Consider the following 15,597-nt stretch of genomic DNA (forward strand, 5'->3'; position numbering starts at 1 on the left):
TGAACAGATTCAAGCGCCGGCAACGTCACGCAAATATCCTCGATAACAAACTGCGCGTAGTGTAACACGCTGTATCCCAAGGTCGCGCCTAATCATTTTGGGGCACTCGCTCGCACCAGCTTTGTGCCAACGGCATCGCTATGGTGCAAGACGCACAGCAGAACATCTTGAGACAACACCTATATTTTTATTAAAAACAACGGCTTGCATTTTACATGCTGTTTGGCATGGAAAATGCAGTACGGTACACAGCACTAAACCAAGGAGCCAGTCGTGGAACTTTTGCTGTTTAAAACATTGTGGGGACACCCCGGTACTCCCAACAGCGGCGGCGATCTTGCCGTGGCCGCTGGCTTTGACGGTATTGAAGCACCAGCCGTTGGCCCACAAGGACATTTGGCCGAGTTGGAATACACCCTAGACGCGAATGGGCTCGAGTGGATTCAAGAAATTTGCACGGCCGGAAGTTACGTGCCCGAACGACACGCGACAGTACGAGAGCACCTTAAAGATCTAGAAGCCCAAATTCGACTGGGTGCCGCAATACAACCTCGTTTTATTAACGTCATGGGGGGTTGCGATGCGTGGCGGATTGCGCAAAGTGTCGCATTTTTTAAAGACGCGCTAGAACTCGGTGAAAAATACGGCGTGCAACTCAGCTTCGAGACACACCGAGGACGCAGCATGTACTGCCCGTGGAATACAGTAGACATATTAGAGCAAGTCCCGGAAATGCGGATTACCTGCGATTTTAGTCATTGGGTGGTCGTCGCAGAACGTTTGATGGACAGCGAGTGGGATGCCATTACCTTAGCGGCGGAACACGCTCACCACATCCACAGCCGTGTTGGCTACGATCAAGGTCCCCAAGTGCCACACCCGGGCGCGCCAGAATACGCCGAGTGCTTAGCGAGCCATCAGCGCTGCTGGGAGGCAATATGGCAAGCACAGGTCCGCAGAGGCTATTCCCAGACGACCATGACCCCCGAATTTGGACCCGATGGCTACTTACATCACTTGCCGTTTACCAATGCACCCATTGCCGACTTATGGGACCTCAATCGCTGGATTGGGGCAACAGAACAAGAGCACTTTGCTCAGGTCATGAATTCATAGGAGGTTGAAGTGGCCAAAGTGACTTTACGCGACCCTCAAGGCTGGTACTACACAGCTGGCGCTCTTGCTTACATCTGCGTGATGTACGCCCTGGGATGGTGGGCTATTTTTCAAGAATCGATAGCCCTGAACACCCTCGGTGTCATGGCGCTCGCGCACAGCATGATCATTGCGTCGTACTTATTGCACGATTGCGGACACAATGCCGTCTTCGTAAACGCCGCACACAACACCAACCTTGGGTATTTTTTGAATGCCATTGCTGGCAGCAACTATGGCCGCTATGAAGATATCCGCTACAAGCACATGCGTCATCATGTCGACAATTGCGACCCCGTCAGCTTCGATTACCGGACCTTTTTGCGTTCCCACCCACTGTTAGAACGCATCGTTTTTGCGCTTGAGTGGGCTTACATTCCGGCGGTCGAATTCATGATGCACGCAATGCTGATTCTGGCGCCTTGGGTGTTCCCATCTAAAGCCGCACAAAAGGCTCGCGTATTACGAGTGGTGCTCGTGCGGGGTGCTCTTTTGATCGGAGTGGGGATCCTAAGCCTCAAAGCCCTACTGCTGTACGCACTCAGCCAAATCCTATTGCTTACCGTCTTGCGTTTCATGGATTGCTACCAGCATAACTACGAGGTCGTCTTTAACTTAGACGATAAAGATGCCAAGTTCCCCCATCGAGGTGACGCCCAATTTGAACAAGCAAATACCTACACCAACTTAATCAGCCATCGGTGGCCCATATTAAACGCCTTGGTATTAAATTTTTGCTACCACAATGCGCACCACGAAAAGCCAATTCTCGGGTGGCATCGACTACCGGCTCTACATCGCGAGATGGGCGAAAGCCCCGCTCAAACGCTCACATTTTGGGATCAGTGCCGCTGTTTTCATAAGCATCGATTGGGGCGAATTTACGCCGAGGAATACGGCAACGACGAGGTGCAGCAGTCCGTACAACAGGGGCGCGCGGTTGGGGTCAACGCGCTGAGCTTCTTGACAGCCTTTTAGCGAGACAGCCATGACAACAGCCACCGAAAAATCCAAACCACCGCGTTTCGGCAACGCAGTGCTTATGGGTCGCCTAAGCACCTTCGGACTCGGGTTGTTGGGGTGGCTCTTGTTTTTGGGCGCTTGGTATTGGGCCGCAGAGGCGGATATTGCGCCGGACCGCTTATTCCCGGGACCGGACACAGTGATCGCAAGTCTTTATGAGCTGCTGGTAGAAAAGAATTTCGCCGCTGATATTTGGGCGAGCACGAAACGCATTCTGACCAGCTTTGCGATTGCCATTGCGATCGCGCTTCCTCTAGGGCTTTTAATGGGCGCACTCAAAGTCGTAGATCAAGTGCTCAGCCCGCTTGCAGGCGCTTTTCGTTACCTGCCTGCTCCCGCCTTTATCCCTTTGTTACTGATGTGGCTAGGCACCGGCGAAGCGCAAAAAATTGCGCTGCTGGTGATTGGTGTTATTTTTTTCTTGATCATCATGATTGCAGATACGACTCGGCAGGTGCCCAAGGTATTCCTCGAGACTGCGAAAACGCTGGGGCTTCCTAACTACAAAATTCTGTGGTCTGTAATCTTTCGTTATTCATTACCCGCCTATATCGACCTATTCCGCCAAATGCTCGCCGTCAGCTGGACCTATCTGGTGATCGCAGAGATCGTTGCGGCGACTGATGGGATCGGCGCCATGATGATGCGCGCAAAACGGTTTGTGCACGTCGACGACATCATGGCCGGCATTTTAGTGATTGGCATTTTGGGACTGTTATTCGATGCCTTATTCAGGCTCCTGCATCGCTTAGCTTTCCCTTATCTCCACCAACGATGACATCGTAAACTCGAAAGGAGTAGTTGTATGAAATATCTGTTAAGCGTCTTAGGCTTTATTGTGGCACTGACCGGCGTGCCGGCAACAGCGTCCGAACCCGTTAAGTTGTCTCTTTTTTCTTGGCCAGGCTACGGATTTTGGTTTATCGCCAAAGAAAAGGGGCTCACCGAAGGGTTAGAACTCGACATCAGCATTATTGAAGATCCCTATCAAAGTTTTGGTCTCATGACGGCCGGTGCCTTGCATGCGACTTCCAGTACGGCCGAATACGGGCCCATTGCAGCGGATAAAGACGTCGGCATTAAACTTGTGACTTACACCAACCCATCGTACGGCACCGATAAAATCATCTTGGCCCCAGGTATTACCGCAGCCGAGCAGCTAAAAGGTGAAACGGTGGCCGTGCTCGAAGGCGGCCTCACTCAAATCTTCATGGCCGAGTGGTTAACCGATAACGGCGTCGACATCTCGGAAGTGAACTTCACCAACCTAATCATGGACGATGCCGTAGGTGCGATGGTTGGAGGCACGGCGGCGGCAGCTGAATTCTGGGAGCCCTTTGGTTCGCAAGTGCTTGAGGCCATGCCGGAAGCGACGGTCGCGGCTGATTCGACTCAGGAAAAGTACATCACCACTGCCCTTCTAGGTGACGCCTTATATATGGCAACCGAATTCTTGGAGTCTCGACCTGAGGATGCAGCAAAGCTGACGCGCGCCTACTTTAATGCAGTGGATTTCTGGAAAGCGAACCCGACCGAGGGCAATAAAATCATTGCCAAAGGCCTCAATTTTAATGTCGCCGACGTCGAGCAAGTACTGGGTAAGGACGGCGAAATTCTCAAGGGTGGTATTTTTGTCTTTGACCGTGAACAAGCGGCCATCTTCATGGGGCTAAAGCCGGGCACATTACCTCTGAACATCGCTAGCGATGGCATGAAGGCACACTGGGACATCACCACCGATTGGTGGCTCAAATTCGGCTTTATCGATAAGCGTATGCCAATGGAAGCGGGCGTCGATACCACCCCCTTGGCAAAGGCCTTGTAATGACGACGGTAACCTCTAAGCCCGAGACCTCTGTGTCCGGGCTTTACGTTGATTCGGTGCACAAGCAATTTAGACTGCGAGACGGTACCGAGTTCACGGCGCTTAAGAATATCTCGCTGAATTTAGAAGACAACCAAATCGGCGTTTTGCTGGGGCCTTCGGGCTGCGGCAAGTCGACGCTTTTGCGCATGATTGCCGGGCTTGAGTCGATCGAGGAGGGTACAATACGTTTGAACGGGCGCGTCATTCGCGGCGCTGGGGCGGATCGAGCTATGGTGTTTCAGTCCTACAGTTCGTTCCCATGGTTGAGTGTTCGCGACAACGTAGCCTTCGGCTTAAAGGGTCGAGGCGAGGCTCTGAGCTTGCGCGAAGGGGTCGTAGATTACTATATCGATGCGGTAAAACTTACAGCCTTCGCGAATGCTTACCCCCACCAGTTAAGTGGTGGTATGCAACAGCGAGTCGCCATAGCAAGAACCTTAGCGAGCAACCCCGAGTTACTGTTAATGGACGAACCCTTTGGCGCGCTCGACCCAGAAACTCGCTGGCAAATGCAGGCCTTGCTGCTCGATATTGTCCGCAAAGAAAAAACAACGGTTTTGATGGTGTCGCACGATATCGAAGAAGCGCTGTACTTGGGTGACGTGATCTTTTTTATGGGCACGAAGCCCGGGCGTGTTTGCGATGTGATAAGGCCCAACATTGAACGTAACGGTCAAGACAGAGACGCCCTACTAGAGCTTGATCGGTACCGTGAATTAGAACGTGAAATTCGGGCGAAGATGCGTTCACAAGCGCTGGAGCTGGTGGCTTAGACCGCCTTTAACATCTCTTCTAAGCGAGCGACAACGCTCGCCTTGTGCGTTGCCAAATCCAGAATATCGGGGTTAAACAACCAGCTCTGCGTCAGACCCATGAGATAGGCGTACATCGACACGGCGGCCACATCTGCAGGCGTTGCGAAGGTCGTTGAGCCTGAACTTTCGCGATATGCAACGACCAGCTTCTTAAAGTTAGCAACCAGCGATTGCGTAAGCGCGCGTTCACGCTCAATAGTCGAGGCCATTTCCTCGGTAAACTCTGTTTTGTTCAAGAAAATTTCGAACGACTGGCGGAAGTAATGGTCACTAATTAATAAGCCAAGCCACTCGTCGGCAAAGGAGCGCGCGGTAGCAATTGGGTCGTTTAGATCGAGGTCGGATACCACTAAGGCCTCTAGCGGCCGTTGTGAATACGCCAGAATTTCTTCAAACAACTCTTGCTTGTTCGCAAAGTGCCAATAAATAGGACCGCGACTGCAGCCTGCCTCTTCAGCGATAGCACGAAAGGTTGTGCCACTGTAGCCACGGGTCGAAAACAAACGAAGCGCCGCATCGATCACGCTTTGACGTGTTTTTGCGGCGTCTTCTTTGGTTCTTCGCATCAGTGGGCTCCACGTAAAACGCTAGTGTAACTGCGTGTCACCAAGCCCACAAACGCTAGCCAAACAATCGCAGGTAACGATCGAGCTCCCACTGCGATACCGTGTTGTGATAACTCTCCCATTCCGCGCGCTTAAATTGTGTAAATGAGTTAAACATAGCGTCACCAAACACTTTAGGCGCTAGCTCATCCGCGGCAAAGGACTCGATAGCTTCCGATAAATTTTTTGGCAAACATTCAATCCCCGCCGCGGTAATATCGGCATCACTGTAGTTGTACATGTTTTCGCGATGCGGCTCGCCTGGATCAATTTGTTCGCGAATACCCTCCAGACCCGCAGCCAGCATTAGCGCGGCCCCGAGATAAGGGTTGCAGGCAATGTCTGGCGCTCGGCACTCGACGCGCCCACCCGCACTGGGTATACGCAACATATTGGTTCGGTTGTTGTTGCCGTAACAGCAAAATACTGGAGCCCAGGTTGAACCGGACATACTGCCTTGACGCACCAAGCGTTTATAGGAGTTAACCGTTGGGGCGACAACTGCCGAAATGGCTTTAGCGTGACGCAGTACACCACCAATAAAGTAGTAGGCTAACTCTGACACTCCCGCATCGTAGCGATCGGTAACGGCACTTGGCTCAAACAAATTTTTCCCGGTATTAATATCCGCTAACGACATATTGTAGTGGGCGCCACTGCCGGTGCGATTGGCAAAAGGCTTGGGCATAAAGCTCGCAAAGGCGCCGTGCTTGCGCGAAATTTCATTGGCGAGCATTCGAAAGAAAATCAAGCGATCAGACATTGTGAGTGCATTGCTGTAGCCAAAGTCGATTTCAAATTGGCCGTTGGCATCTTCATGGTCAAACGAATAAACACCCCAGCCTAAATCGGTCATGGCCTGAACTAACTCATCAATAATGGGTAGGTTATCCATCATGATGGGCACGTCGTAGCAGGGCTTTCCCATACTGTCGCGATCCGAGTAGGGTACGGGCTTACCCTGATCGTCGGGGCGCAACACAAAAAATTCCGTCTCAATACCTAAGTTAAAGATGAACCCCATGTCCGCAGCTTCAGCCAACTGCCGCTTTAAAATATTACGGGAACAGGCTTCAAAGGGGGTGCCATTTAAGTGCAAGTCGCTCGGGAACCAGGCCAGCTCTTTGTTCCACGGACAAATCATCATGCCAGCGCCATCTGGCATAGCGGCCACTTCATCATCTGAAATATCTTGTGGCACACCGTCTAGAGCGGCCCCGGTAAATAGCTCAGACCCTTTAAACATTTGTCCAAAGTGGTTTAAGGGAACAAACTTACCTTTACTTGCGCCGTGCACATCGACATAGCTTGCAATACCGTATTTTACCGACTCCGCTTCGCAGATTTTTTTCACTTCGCTGACATCCATTGTTGAGCTCCTTAAATGGGAATAAAACTTGCTTGGTCTATCTCATCCAAGAAACATGCCAAGTTGTATATTTAATTTAAAAAGCCACGGGGCGAGGAGAATATGTGATGAAATCAACCAGTTGGCACGAAAACACCTTTGATCTTGGCGACTTTGAACTTGTCTCTGGTCAGATTTTAAAAAGCGCCAAACTGCGTTACTTCCAAATTGGTGCACTCAACGCACCAAAAAATAACTTAGTGATTCTGCCGACCTATTACGGGGGTACCGCTAAAGGCGTCATGCCATGGGTAGACCAACAAAGTTCGCCGCTAGACCCGAATCGTTATTGCATCGTCATTCCCTGCTTGTTTGGCGCGGGTCAATCGAGCTCGCCGTCCTGTGCACATCCGACACAAACTGGCGCCAACTTCCCTTTGATTGATATCGCCGACAATGTGCATGCCCAAGGGCAACTAGTGGAACGCGTGTTTGACAATGCCGAGATTTGTTTAGTCTTGGGGTGGTCCATGGGCGGGCTACAGGCCTTGCACTGGGCGGCACTGTACCCAGAGCGGATCAGGAGCGCGGTTGCAGTCTGTGCCACGGCAAAATGTTACCCTCATAACCAGTTATTTTTAGACAGCGTCACAACCGCCTTGGCAACCGACCCTGTTTTTGCCGATGGACACTACAGCCAAGTACCCCACGCGGGCCTGATAGCGTTTGCTCGCATCTATCTTACCTGGGCTTATAGCCAGGCATTTTTCCGAGATAGCCTGTATCACGCGCTCGGGTTTGACTCGATACAAGATCTACAATCGTTTTGGGAGCAAGACCACCTGCAACAAGACGCCAATGATCTCGTTGCGGTCGCAAAAACCTGGCGCAGCGCCAATGTCTTTCGCTATCTGGGGGACGAGCCTGCCTTGAAAGTGCCTACCATCATGCTGCCGAGCCGAACCGATCTCTACTTTACTGAAGCCGATGCGCGCAGTGACGCGCAGAGTCTAGGTGCTGAGTTTCAGGTCATCGACAGTGACTTTGGCCACATAGCCGGCGGACCCGGGCGCCTAGAATCTGAAACTCAGCAGGTTTTCAGAGCCGTGCGCGATGCTCTGTGTCTGTGACTGGCTGTAGCGATTTATGCATACTGGCTCTATAAGTTTTGGCCGCATGTCGGATAAGTTACGCGTTTTACTGTGCGTGAGTTTGAACCAATGAATACGATGCTCTCTGCAACGACTGCCGCCAACGACGATATTATCGCGACCGACAAAGCGACCGTATGGCACCACCTGACCCAACACCAACAATGGGAAGAGAAAGACCCCATCGTCATATCAAAGGGTGTTGGCATGCGGGTAACCGACGTCAAGGGCAAGTCTTACCTCGACGCAACCTCAGGCGGCGTATGGTGTGTCAACTTAGGTTTTGGCCGTGAGCGTATCGCTGATGCGGTGCGCCAGCAACTGATCGACCTCTGCTATTTTGCAGGTAGCTACGCCACTGAACCAGGCGCCGAGTTCGCGCAGAAACTGCTCTCAAAAATGCCAGGACTTGGACGTGTTTATTTCTCAAGCTCGGGTTCTGAAGCGAACGAAAAAGGCTACAAAATGGTTCGCCAACTCGCGCACATGAACGGCGACGGCACCAAACATAAAATTATTTACCGCGACCGGGATTACCACGGCACGACAATTGGTGCGTTAAGCTCAACTGGGCACGAACAGCGTGTGGCTCAATACGGTCCTTTTGCCCCAGGCTTTTCCTCGTTCTCGCACTGTTTGTGCTACCGCTGCCCTTTCGGCAAAACCTATGGCTCATGCAACATCGAGTGCGCACGCGATCTCGAAACAGCGATCCTTCGTGAAGGCCCTGATTCAGTCGGTGCCGTGGTACTCGAACCTATCACGGCGGGCGGTGGTGTTATCCCCCCACCACCTGAATACTTCCCAATCATCCAGGAAATTTGCCAGCGCTATGGCGTTCTTATCCATATCGACGAAGTGGTCTGCGGCTTGGGCCGAACAGGCGAATGGTTTGGCTATCAGCACTACGATGTAAAGCCCGATATCGTCACCATGGCAAAAGGTGTCGCCAGTGGTTACGCTGCTATTTCATGCACCGTCACCACCGAGGCCTTGTTTAACGAATTTAAACGCGCCGACGGCAATCCCTTAAACTACTTCCGCGACATCAGCACCTTCGGTGGTTGCACATCGGGCCCAGTGGCAGGTATTGAAACACTCGCGATTTTGGAAGAAGAAAACCTCATTCAAAACACGCGTGATATGGGCGACTACCTGATGGATCAGCTGTATGCCCTACAAGAAAAACACGCGGTCATCGGTGATGTGCGCGGCAAAGGGCTATTCGTGGGCATCGAATTGGTCACCGATCGCGCCACAAAAACACCTGCGTCAGAAGCTCAAACGGGGCAAGTCGCTGGACACTGCCTAGAGCATGGTGTGATGATAGGCCGCACCAATCGCAGCTTCAGCGACCTGAATAACACGCTGTACTTAAGCCCAGCTCTCATCACGACCAAAACTGAGCTCGACGAAATTGTGAGCGCGATTGATGCTGGGTTGAGTGCGGTATTCAAACAATAAGGGACTGTGTTGTCTGTTCTTAAAAAAGTCAGTCAGTTTTACCCCGGTACGGCGGCGGTCGTTTTAATCGCGATCGCCAGCCAGTTTCTAGCCACTAACTACGGCGCTCCGGTTCTCGTGTTTGCCCTGCTATTGGGCATGGCGATGAACTTTCTGTATCGACAAGAGCACACTAAAGCGGGCGTTGACCTGTGCGCGACACAAGTTTTAAGAGCGGGCGTCGCAATGTTGGGCGCAGGTATTGCAGTTAGCGATATCGCTGCCATTGGCTTTGCTGGCGTGGGTGTGCTGATCGGCGGCATGTTCTTCACGATCGCGATTGGACCGGTACTTGCACGAATGCTCGGTCTCAAACGCGACATGGGCCTGCTGTCCGGCGGCGCAGTTGCTATTTGCGGCGTGTCCGCCGCTCTTACACTCTCTTCCGTGATGCCCAAAAACGAAGAGCAATCGAAGTTTACTCTGCTGACCGTCATCATGGTGACCACCATCGGTGCCATCGCCATGGTAACCTACCCCATAGCCGTTCAAGTTTTAGAACTAACACCCCAGCAAGCAGGTTACTTTTTGGGTGGCGCTATCCACGACGTATCGCACGTTGCCGGCGCTGGCTTTGCTTTATCTGAGGCGATTGGCGTAGAAGCCATGACCGTGAAGATGGTTCGGGTCGCTATGCTCATTCCTATCGCGTGGTGTTTCTTACTGTTATTTAACCGCGAAGGTGGCAGCGGTCAATCGCTGAAGCCGCCTGGCTTTTTGTTGTTGTTCATCGCGTTAGCAACCGTTAACAGCTTTGGGTTCATTCCCGCGGCTTGGTCAAGCGCGCTCACGAGCTTATCTAAGTTAAGTTTTCTGTTGGCGATTGTGGCACTCGGCATCAAGACCGAGCTCAGCGGCCTTATCAGTCATGGCTGGCGCCCTGTCGCGCTAGTTTTACTACAAAGTGTGTTCCTAGGTGCAACGATGTTACTCTGGGCCGTATTCGCTATGTAAAACAACAAGAGGGGACTTGCACCAATGGCAAAAATCAGTACCAAACACAGCGTAAAACATTTTTTACTCAGCGGCCTGCTACTGATGTTGTCCCCCGCCAGCGCTCTGGCCAGCATCGACCAAGCGATTAACGAGGCCGTAGCGCCGGCGACGGCTTTAATCTCCAGTATTATTTTTTACTCGGTAACACTCGGTGGCGCTAAGGTGCCATTAGTCGTTGTCTGGCTTTTGGTCGCCGCTGTTTTCTTCACGGTTTACTTCCGCTTTTTAAACTTCTCGGGCTTTAAACACGCTATTGATATCGTACGAGGCCTTAACCATAACCCCAAAGCACCGGGCGAAGTAACTCACTTTCAAGCGCTCACCACGGCGGTATCGGGTACCGTTGGTATTGGTAATATCGGTGGCGTTGCCGTCGCCATTAGTATGGGGGGCCCCGGCGCCACTTTTTGGCTCATTGTTGCCGGCCTCCTGGGCATGTCGACCAAATTTATCGAATGCACGCTGGGCACGATTTACCGTAAACACAATCCTGATGGCTCGGTTTCGGGCGGCCCAATGTACTACCTCGAACAAGGCTTTCTAGAAAAAGGGCTACCCAATTTAGGCAAGTTTTTGGGTCAATTCTATGCGCTGGGCATCGTCATTGGTTGCCTAGGTATAGGCAACATGTTCCAAGCTAACCAAGCCTACCTCCAGTTTGTCACAGTCACCGGTGGCGACAGTAGCTTCTTCGCCGGAAAAGGATGGCTGGTGGGTCTGGTCATGGCGATTATTGTTGGCTTGGTGATCATTGGCGGCATTAAAAGTATCGCGCGTGTTACCAGTAAACTCGTACCCTTCATGGCGGTGTTTTACTCTCTCAGCGCTTTAGTCATTATTTTGATGAATGCCGAAGCCCTGCCCTTTGCCTTTAACGCTATTATCGAGGGCGCCTTCAGCCCCGAGGGCGTCGCCGGCGGCATGTTAGGGGTTATTGTCATTGGCGTACAACGCGCTGTGTTTTCCAACGAGGCCGGTATCGGTTCAGCTCCTATCGCGCATTCTGCGGTACAAACGAAAGAGCCCATTACCCAGGGTTACGTTTCGATGCTAGAACCCTTTATCGACACTGTCGTTATTTGCACCTTAACGGCGCTCGTCATTGTGACCACGTTTTACTACGACCCCAGCTTCAACGCCGGTCTTGATGGCATTGGTATGACCTCGGCAGCATTCGAACGCAACATTGGCTGGTCACCGCTGCTCATCGCCTTTGCTGGTATGTTATTTGCCTTTTCAACGATGATTGCTTGGGCCTATTACGGTTTAAAGGGCTTTACCTATTTGATGGGTGAGCACGCCTGGGCGTCCAACCTATTCAAACTGGTATTTTGCTTCTTTATCGTCGTCGGCTGTAGTATTCCGCTGACGGCAGTATTGGATTTTTCAGATGCACTGGTCTTCTTGATTTGCGTGCCCAATATCATCGGGCTGTATGTTCTAGCGCCTGTCGCCAAGCAAGCGCTACAAGCCTATAATCAAAAGGTACGTAACCAAGCTTAAGCCGCCCCTCAGCGGGGCCGCAACAGAGTAGCAAGCGCATGAGTAGCGAATTACTGCTGCAGTTGGACCCCGATTCCAAGGACAGTTTACAAACACAAATCGTGGCCCAACTGTCTTTGGCCATTGCCAAAGGTACTATTCCTTTGAATTCACCCATGCCTTCGTCTAGGCACCTGGCACTGCAATTAGGTGTCGGGCGCAATACTGTCATGCTGGCCTACCAGCGGCTTTTGGATGACGGTCTCATTGTGACCCACCCCCGCCGAGGCTACTTTGTAAACCCGGACGTCGAGCGCACTCGCATTCTCGAACGTTATCAGGATAGAGAACACGGTCACAACATTGACTGGAACACCCGCCTGGCCGAAAAGCCCTCGCAGTGGCAAGCTCTGCGCAAACCCAAAGATTGGCAGCTCGCCCCCTACCCCTTTGTATATGGGCAAATGAGCGCCGATGTATTTCCAATTCAACATTGGCGTGAGTGCGCGCGGGATGCAGTCTCGGTGCGAGCGATCAAATCTTGGGCGGTCGATCGCATCGATCACGACGAACCTCTGCTGTTAGAGCAAATTCGCACCCGACTATTACCTAAACGCGGGATTTTTGTGGAAGACCGGGCCATTATGTTAACGGTCGGCGCTCAACACGCGCTTTACATGATTGCTGAGCTGTTGTGGCGTAAGGCAGCGGTGTCCGTGGGTATCGAGAATCCTGGCTATTCAGATCTGCGGAGGTTAATCGAGCGGGTAGGCGCACACGCAAAACCGCTGGCTGTCGATTCGGATGGGCTCATCACTGACGCACAGCTTAACGACTGCGACTACGTCTGCGTGACCCCAAGCCACCAATCGCCCACCACCGTTACGCTACCACACGCGCGGCGGCAAGAGCTGCTGCACAGTGCGTCACAGCACGACTTTGTGGTTATCGAGGACGATTACGAGAGTGAATTTAACTTTCACACCCGACCAGAACCCGCGCTTAAAAGTATGGATACTGAGGGGCGGGTCATTTACGTGGGTAGCGTCTCTAAAACCTTAGCGCCTGGATTGCGTATGGGCTATATCGTAGCCAGCCCCGAGCTCATCGAAGAGCTTCGCGGCCTACGTCGCCTCATGCTCCGACACCCAGCGGCGAATAACCAACTCTCGGTGGCCTTGTTCTTGGCGCGAGGCTACCACGACGCCTTAGTGAGCAAGTTATTCAAGATTTATCAAAAACGCCGAGCATTGCTCGTGACCTGTTTAGAGCAAGAGCTGCCCGAGCTCCAAATTCAAGCATCTCTGGGTGGCTCGGCGCTTTGGATTAAAGCACCCGACTCAATCGACACCGAGCAGCTAGCGCTAAAAGCCAAAGAGCTGGGGGTGATCGTCGAACCCGGCGCCATTCATTTTGCGCAACCAAAGCCGCCCAAAAACTTTTTGCGGATGGGCTTTTCCGCCATTGGTGAAGGGTCAATAGCCGAGGGCGTCATCGCCCTTCGCCGAGCCTACCAAAACCTGTAAACATCTGGCGCACAGCAAACTCAGAATCTGGCTCTATTAAATCCCGACAAAAAACCCTAGCATTGCGTCTCTTTCATAACTCTAAGGTGAGCAAGCTATGCCTCGTATGACCCCCAGTGAAGCCTTTGTCGAAACACTCGTCGCCCAAGGCGTCAAAAAGATTTTCGGTATTATGGGTTCAGCCTTCATGGATGCCATGGACATTTTTGCCCCTGCCGGTATCGAGTTAATCCCTGTCGTGCACGAGCAAGGCGCTGCGCACATGGCTGATGGATACTCGCGCGCAAGCGGACGCCACGGTGTCGTCATTGGCCAAAACGGCCCCGGTATTTCAAACTGTGTCACCGGTATTGCCGCGGCGTACTGGGCGCATTCACCGGTGGTGATGATCACGCCAGAGGCGGGCACCATGACCATGGGCTTCGGCGGCTTCCAAGAGTGCCACCAGCTACCGATGTTCCAAGAATTCACCAAGTACCAAGGCCACGTAAATAACCCCAACCGTATCGCAGAGTACACCTCTCGCTGCTTTGATCGCGCCTTGTCAGAGATTGGCCCCACACAGCTGAATATTCCACGCGATTACTTTTACGGCGATATCAATGTCGAAATTCCACAGCCTATGCGCCTAGACCGTGGCCCAGGTGGCGACCAGAGCCTCAATGAAGCAGTAGAACTGCTAAAAACTGCTGAGTTCCCCGTGATCGTATCGGGTGGTGGTGTGGTGATGTCCGACGGTGTTGAGGAAGTCAAAGCGATTGCAGAGTTCTTGGGCGCACCGGTTGTGAACAGCTACCAGCACAACGACTCATTCCCCGCTAGCCACCCTCTTTGGTGTGGCCCACTGGGTTACCAAGGTTCGAAAGCCGGCATGAAGCTGATTTCCAGAGCCGACGTTGTGTTGGTCATTGGCTCGCGTCTTGGCCCCTTTGGCACCCTGCCTCAGCACGGTTTAGACTACTGGCCCAAAGAAGCCAAAATCATTCAAATCGACGCCGACCACAAGATGCTTGGTTTGGTTAAGAAAATTTCTGTCGGTATTTGCGGTGACGCCAAAGCAGCCTCTGTTGCTCTGACCCAGCGCCTGCAGGGTCAAACATTGGCGTGTCACGCCAATAAAGACGCTCGCGCAGCCGAAATCGCAGCCGAAAAAGCTGCGTGGGAAACAGAGCTGGATGAATGGACGCACGAGCGCGACCCTTACAGCTTAGACGTTATTGCCGAAGCGGAAGCCGAAGAAGGCAACTGGTTGCACCCCCGCCAAGTACTGCGCGAACTTGAAAAAGCCATGCCAGCAGATGTCATGGTCTCTACCGATATCGGTAATATCAACTCGGTGGCACACAGCTACCTGCGTTTTGAGCGCCCACGCAGCTTCTTTGCGCCCATGAGCTTTGGTAACTGCGGTTACGCGCTACCGACGATTATCGGCGCCAAAGCCGCCGCGCCTGAGCGTCCTGCAGTAGCCTACGCCGGTGACGGTGCTTGGGGTATGAGCATGTCTGAAATCATGACTGCTGTGCGTCACGATATCCCTGTCACCGCCGTGGTATTCCATAACCGCGATTGGGGTGCTGAGAAGAAAAACCAGGTCGAATTCTACAACCGTCGCTTTGTCGCAGCAGAACTGGTCAGCGAATCGTGGGCTGGTATTGCACAGGCCATGGGTGCAGAAGGTGAGCGTGTTGACACCCTAGACCAAGTGGGTCCCGCGCTGCAACGCGCCATCGATCGCCAGATGAACGAAGGCAAAACCACCGTCATTGAAGTGATGTGTACGCGCGAGTTAGGCGACCCCTTCCGCCGTGATGCCTTGTCAAAACCTGTACGTTACCTAGAAAAATACAAAGACTACGTATAAGGCCTTTAAAGCCCCGCACTCGCGGGGCTTTGCTTTAACGGCAGCGCGTTGCCAAACTCAATTCTTGCAAATAAGAGGTTAGCTTGTGACTGATACCGACGAAAAAATTCGCGTGTTCCGTGGCCTTAAAGGCGTCTATTTCGATCGTTCGCCAACCACGCACATCGACGGCCGCAAAGGCGAACTCCGCTATTGGGGTTACTCCATTCACGATCTGGCAACACACTCGACGTTTGAAGAAACTGCCTATTTGTTACTGCACGGA

At 52.5% G+C, this 15,597-nt stretch carries 14 protein-coding genes; 12 read left to right on the forward strand and 2 right to left on the reverse strand.

What is annotated here, in order from left to right; all coding sequences use genetic code 11:
* The first annotated feature begins 273 nt into the window (after positions 1–273).
* From ACTF5Z_RS07725 to ACTF5Z_RS07745, 5 genes are read left to right on the forward strand one after another with little or no spacing between them, the layout of a single operon-like run.
* On the forward strand, positions 274–1,116 hold the full coding sequence (locus ACTF5Z_RS07725) for a sugar phosphate isomerase/epimerase family protein (RefSeq protein ID WP_438985139.1): 843 nt from the start codon (positions 274–276) through the stop codon (positions 1,114–1,116).
* Between the two features lie 9 nt (positions 1,117–1,125).
* Positions 1,126–2,133: a fatty acid desaturase family protein gene (locus tag ACTF5Z_RS07730; protein ID WP_438985140.1), complete on the forward strand. Its 1,008-nt coding sequence runs from the start codon at positions 1,126–1,128 to the stop codon at positions 2,131–2,133.
* Positions 2,134–2,143: 10 nt separating this feature from the next.
* On the forward strand, positions 2,144–2,956 hold the full coding sequence (locus ACTF5Z_RS07735) for an ABC transporter permease (RefSeq protein WP_423849209.1): 813 nt from the start codon (positions 2,144–2,146) through the stop codon (positions 2,954–2,956).
* A 27-nt stretch (positions 2,957–2,983) separates the two neighbouring features.
* Positions 2,984–4,003: an ABC transporter substrate-binding protein gene (locus tag ACTF5Z_RS07740; RefSeq protein WP_438985141.1), complete on the forward strand. Its 1,020-nt coding sequence runs from the start codon at positions 2,984–2,986 to the stop codon at positions 4,001–4,003.
* Positions 4,003–4,818 carry an ABC transporter ATP-binding protein gene (locus ACTF5Z_RS07745; protein WP_438985142.1) on the forward strand — a complete coding sequence of 272 codons (816 nt, stop codon included), beginning with the start codon at positions 4,003–4,005 and terminating at the stop codon, positions 4,816–4,818. The genes ACTF5Z_RS07740 and ACTF5Z_RS07745 overlap by 1 nt, the downstream gene beginning before the upstream one ends.
* On the opposite strand, the gene ACTF5Z_RS07750 is transcribed toward ACTF5Z_RS07745, so the two are convergent.
* Entirely contained in the window at positions 4,815–5,426 is a 612-nt protein-coding gene (locus ACTF5Z_RS07750) for a TetR family transcriptional regulator (protein ID WP_438985143.1), read from the reverse strand. The two genes, ACTF5Z_RS07745 and ACTF5Z_RS07750, sit on opposite strands and share 4 nt — an antisense overlap.
* A 55-nt stretch (positions 5,427–5,481) precedes the next feature.
* Entirely contained in the window at positions 5,482–6,834 is a 1,353-nt protein-coding gene (gene glnT / locus ACTF5Z_RS07755) for a type III glutamate--ammonia ligase (RefSeq protein ID WP_009574370.1), read from the reverse strand.
* Positions 6,835–6,941: 107 nt separating this feature from the next.
* Between glnT and ACTF5Z_RS07760 the strand changes: the two genes are divergently transcribed.
* The 7 genes from ACTF5Z_RS07760 to ACTF5Z_RS07790 all read left to right on the forward strand — a co-directional run.
* Positions 6,942–7,943 (forward strand): alpha/beta fold hydrolase, encoded by a 1,002-nt coding sequence (locus ACTF5Z_RS07760; protein WP_438985144.1) that lies wholly within the window; start codon positions 6,942–6,944, stop codon positions 7,941–7,943.
* Between the two features lie 72 nt (positions 7,944–8,015).
* Entirely contained in the window at positions 8,016–9,428 is a 1,413-nt protein-coding gene (locus ACTF5Z_RS07765) for an aminotransferase family protein (protein ID WP_009574372.1), read from the forward strand.
* 9 nt (positions 9,429–9,437) lie between these two features.
* Entirely contained in the window at positions 9,438–10,421 is a 984-nt protein-coding gene (locus ACTF5Z_RS07770) for a YeiH family protein (RefSeq protein ID WP_438985145.1), read from the forward strand.
* 24 nt (positions 10,422–10,445) lie between these two features.
* Complete coding sequence (locus ACTF5Z_RS07775; RefSeq protein WP_438985146.1) at positions 10,446–11,966, forward strand: alanine/glycine:cation symporter family protein; 1,521 nt, start codon at positions 10,446–10,448, stop codon at positions 11,964–11,966.
* A gap of 38 nt (positions 11,967–12,004) precedes the next feature.
* Positions 12,005–13,471 (forward strand): PLP-dependent aminotransferase family protein, encoded by a 1,467-nt coding sequence (locus tag ACTF5Z_RS07780; RefSeq protein WP_438985147.1) that lies wholly within the window; start codon positions 12,005–12,007, stop codon positions 13,469–13,471.
* Positions 13,472–13,568: 97 nt separating this feature from the next.
* Complete coding sequence (xsc, locus tag ACTF5Z_RS07785) at positions 13,569–15,332, forward strand: sulfoacetaldehyde acetyltransferase (RefSeq protein ID WP_423849201.1); 1,764 nt, start codon at positions 13,569–13,571, stop codon at positions 15,330–15,332.
* Between the two features lie 85 nt (positions 15,333–15,417).
* Positions 15,418–15,597: citrate/2-methylcitrate synthase (locus tag ACTF5Z_RS07790; RefSeq protein ID WP_438985148.1), on the forward strand; the 180-nt coding region annotated here is incomplete at its 3' end.

This window comes from Aequoribacter sp. (genome assembly GCF_965659035.1).
Classification (GTDB): domain Bacteria; phylum Pseudomonadota; class Gammaproteobacteria; order Pseudomonadales; family Halieaceae; genus Aequoribacter.

What these genes read in the sequence shown, in the direction of transcription:
- ACTF5Z_RS07735 (WP_423849209.1), top strand. Translation starts at nt 2,144, where the DNA reads ATGACAACAGCCACCGAAAAATCCAAACCACCGCGTTTCGGCAACGCA.
- ACTF5Z_RS07740 (WP_438985141.1), top strand. Translation starts at nt 2,984, where the DNA reads ATGAAATATCTGTTAAGCGTCTTAGGCTTTATTGTGGCACTGACCGGC.
- ACTF5Z_RS07745 (WP_438985142.1), top strand. Translation starts at nt 4,003, where the DNA reads ATGACGACGGTAACCTCTAAGCCCGAGACCTCTGTGTCCGGGCTTTAC.
- ACTF5Z_RS07750 (WP_438985143.1), bottom strand. Translation starts at nt 5,426, where the DNA reads ATGCGAAGAACCAAAGAAGACGCCGCAAAAACACGTCAAAGCGTGATC.
- glnT (WP_009574370.1), bottom strand. Translation starts at nt 6,834, where the DNA reads ATGGATGTCAGCGAAGTGAAAAAAATCTGCGAAGCGGAGTCGGTAAAA.
- ACTF5Z_RS07760 (WP_438985144.1), top strand. Translation starts at nt 6,942, where the DNA reads ATGAAATCAACCAGTTGGCACGAAAACACCTTTGATCTTGGCGACTTT.
- ACTF5Z_RS07775 (WP_438985146.1), top strand. Translation starts at nt 10,446, where the DNA reads ATGGCAAAAATCAGTACCAAACACAGCGTAAAACATTTTTTACTCAGC.
- ACTF5Z_RS07780 (WP_438985147.1), top strand. Translation starts at nt 12,005, where the DNA reads ATGAGTAGCGAATTACTGCTGCAGTTGGACCCCGATTCCAAGGACAGT.
- xsc (WP_423849201.1), top strand. Translation starts at nt 13,569, where the DNA reads ATGCCTCGTATGACCCCCAGTGAAGCCTTTGTCGAAACACTCGTCGCC.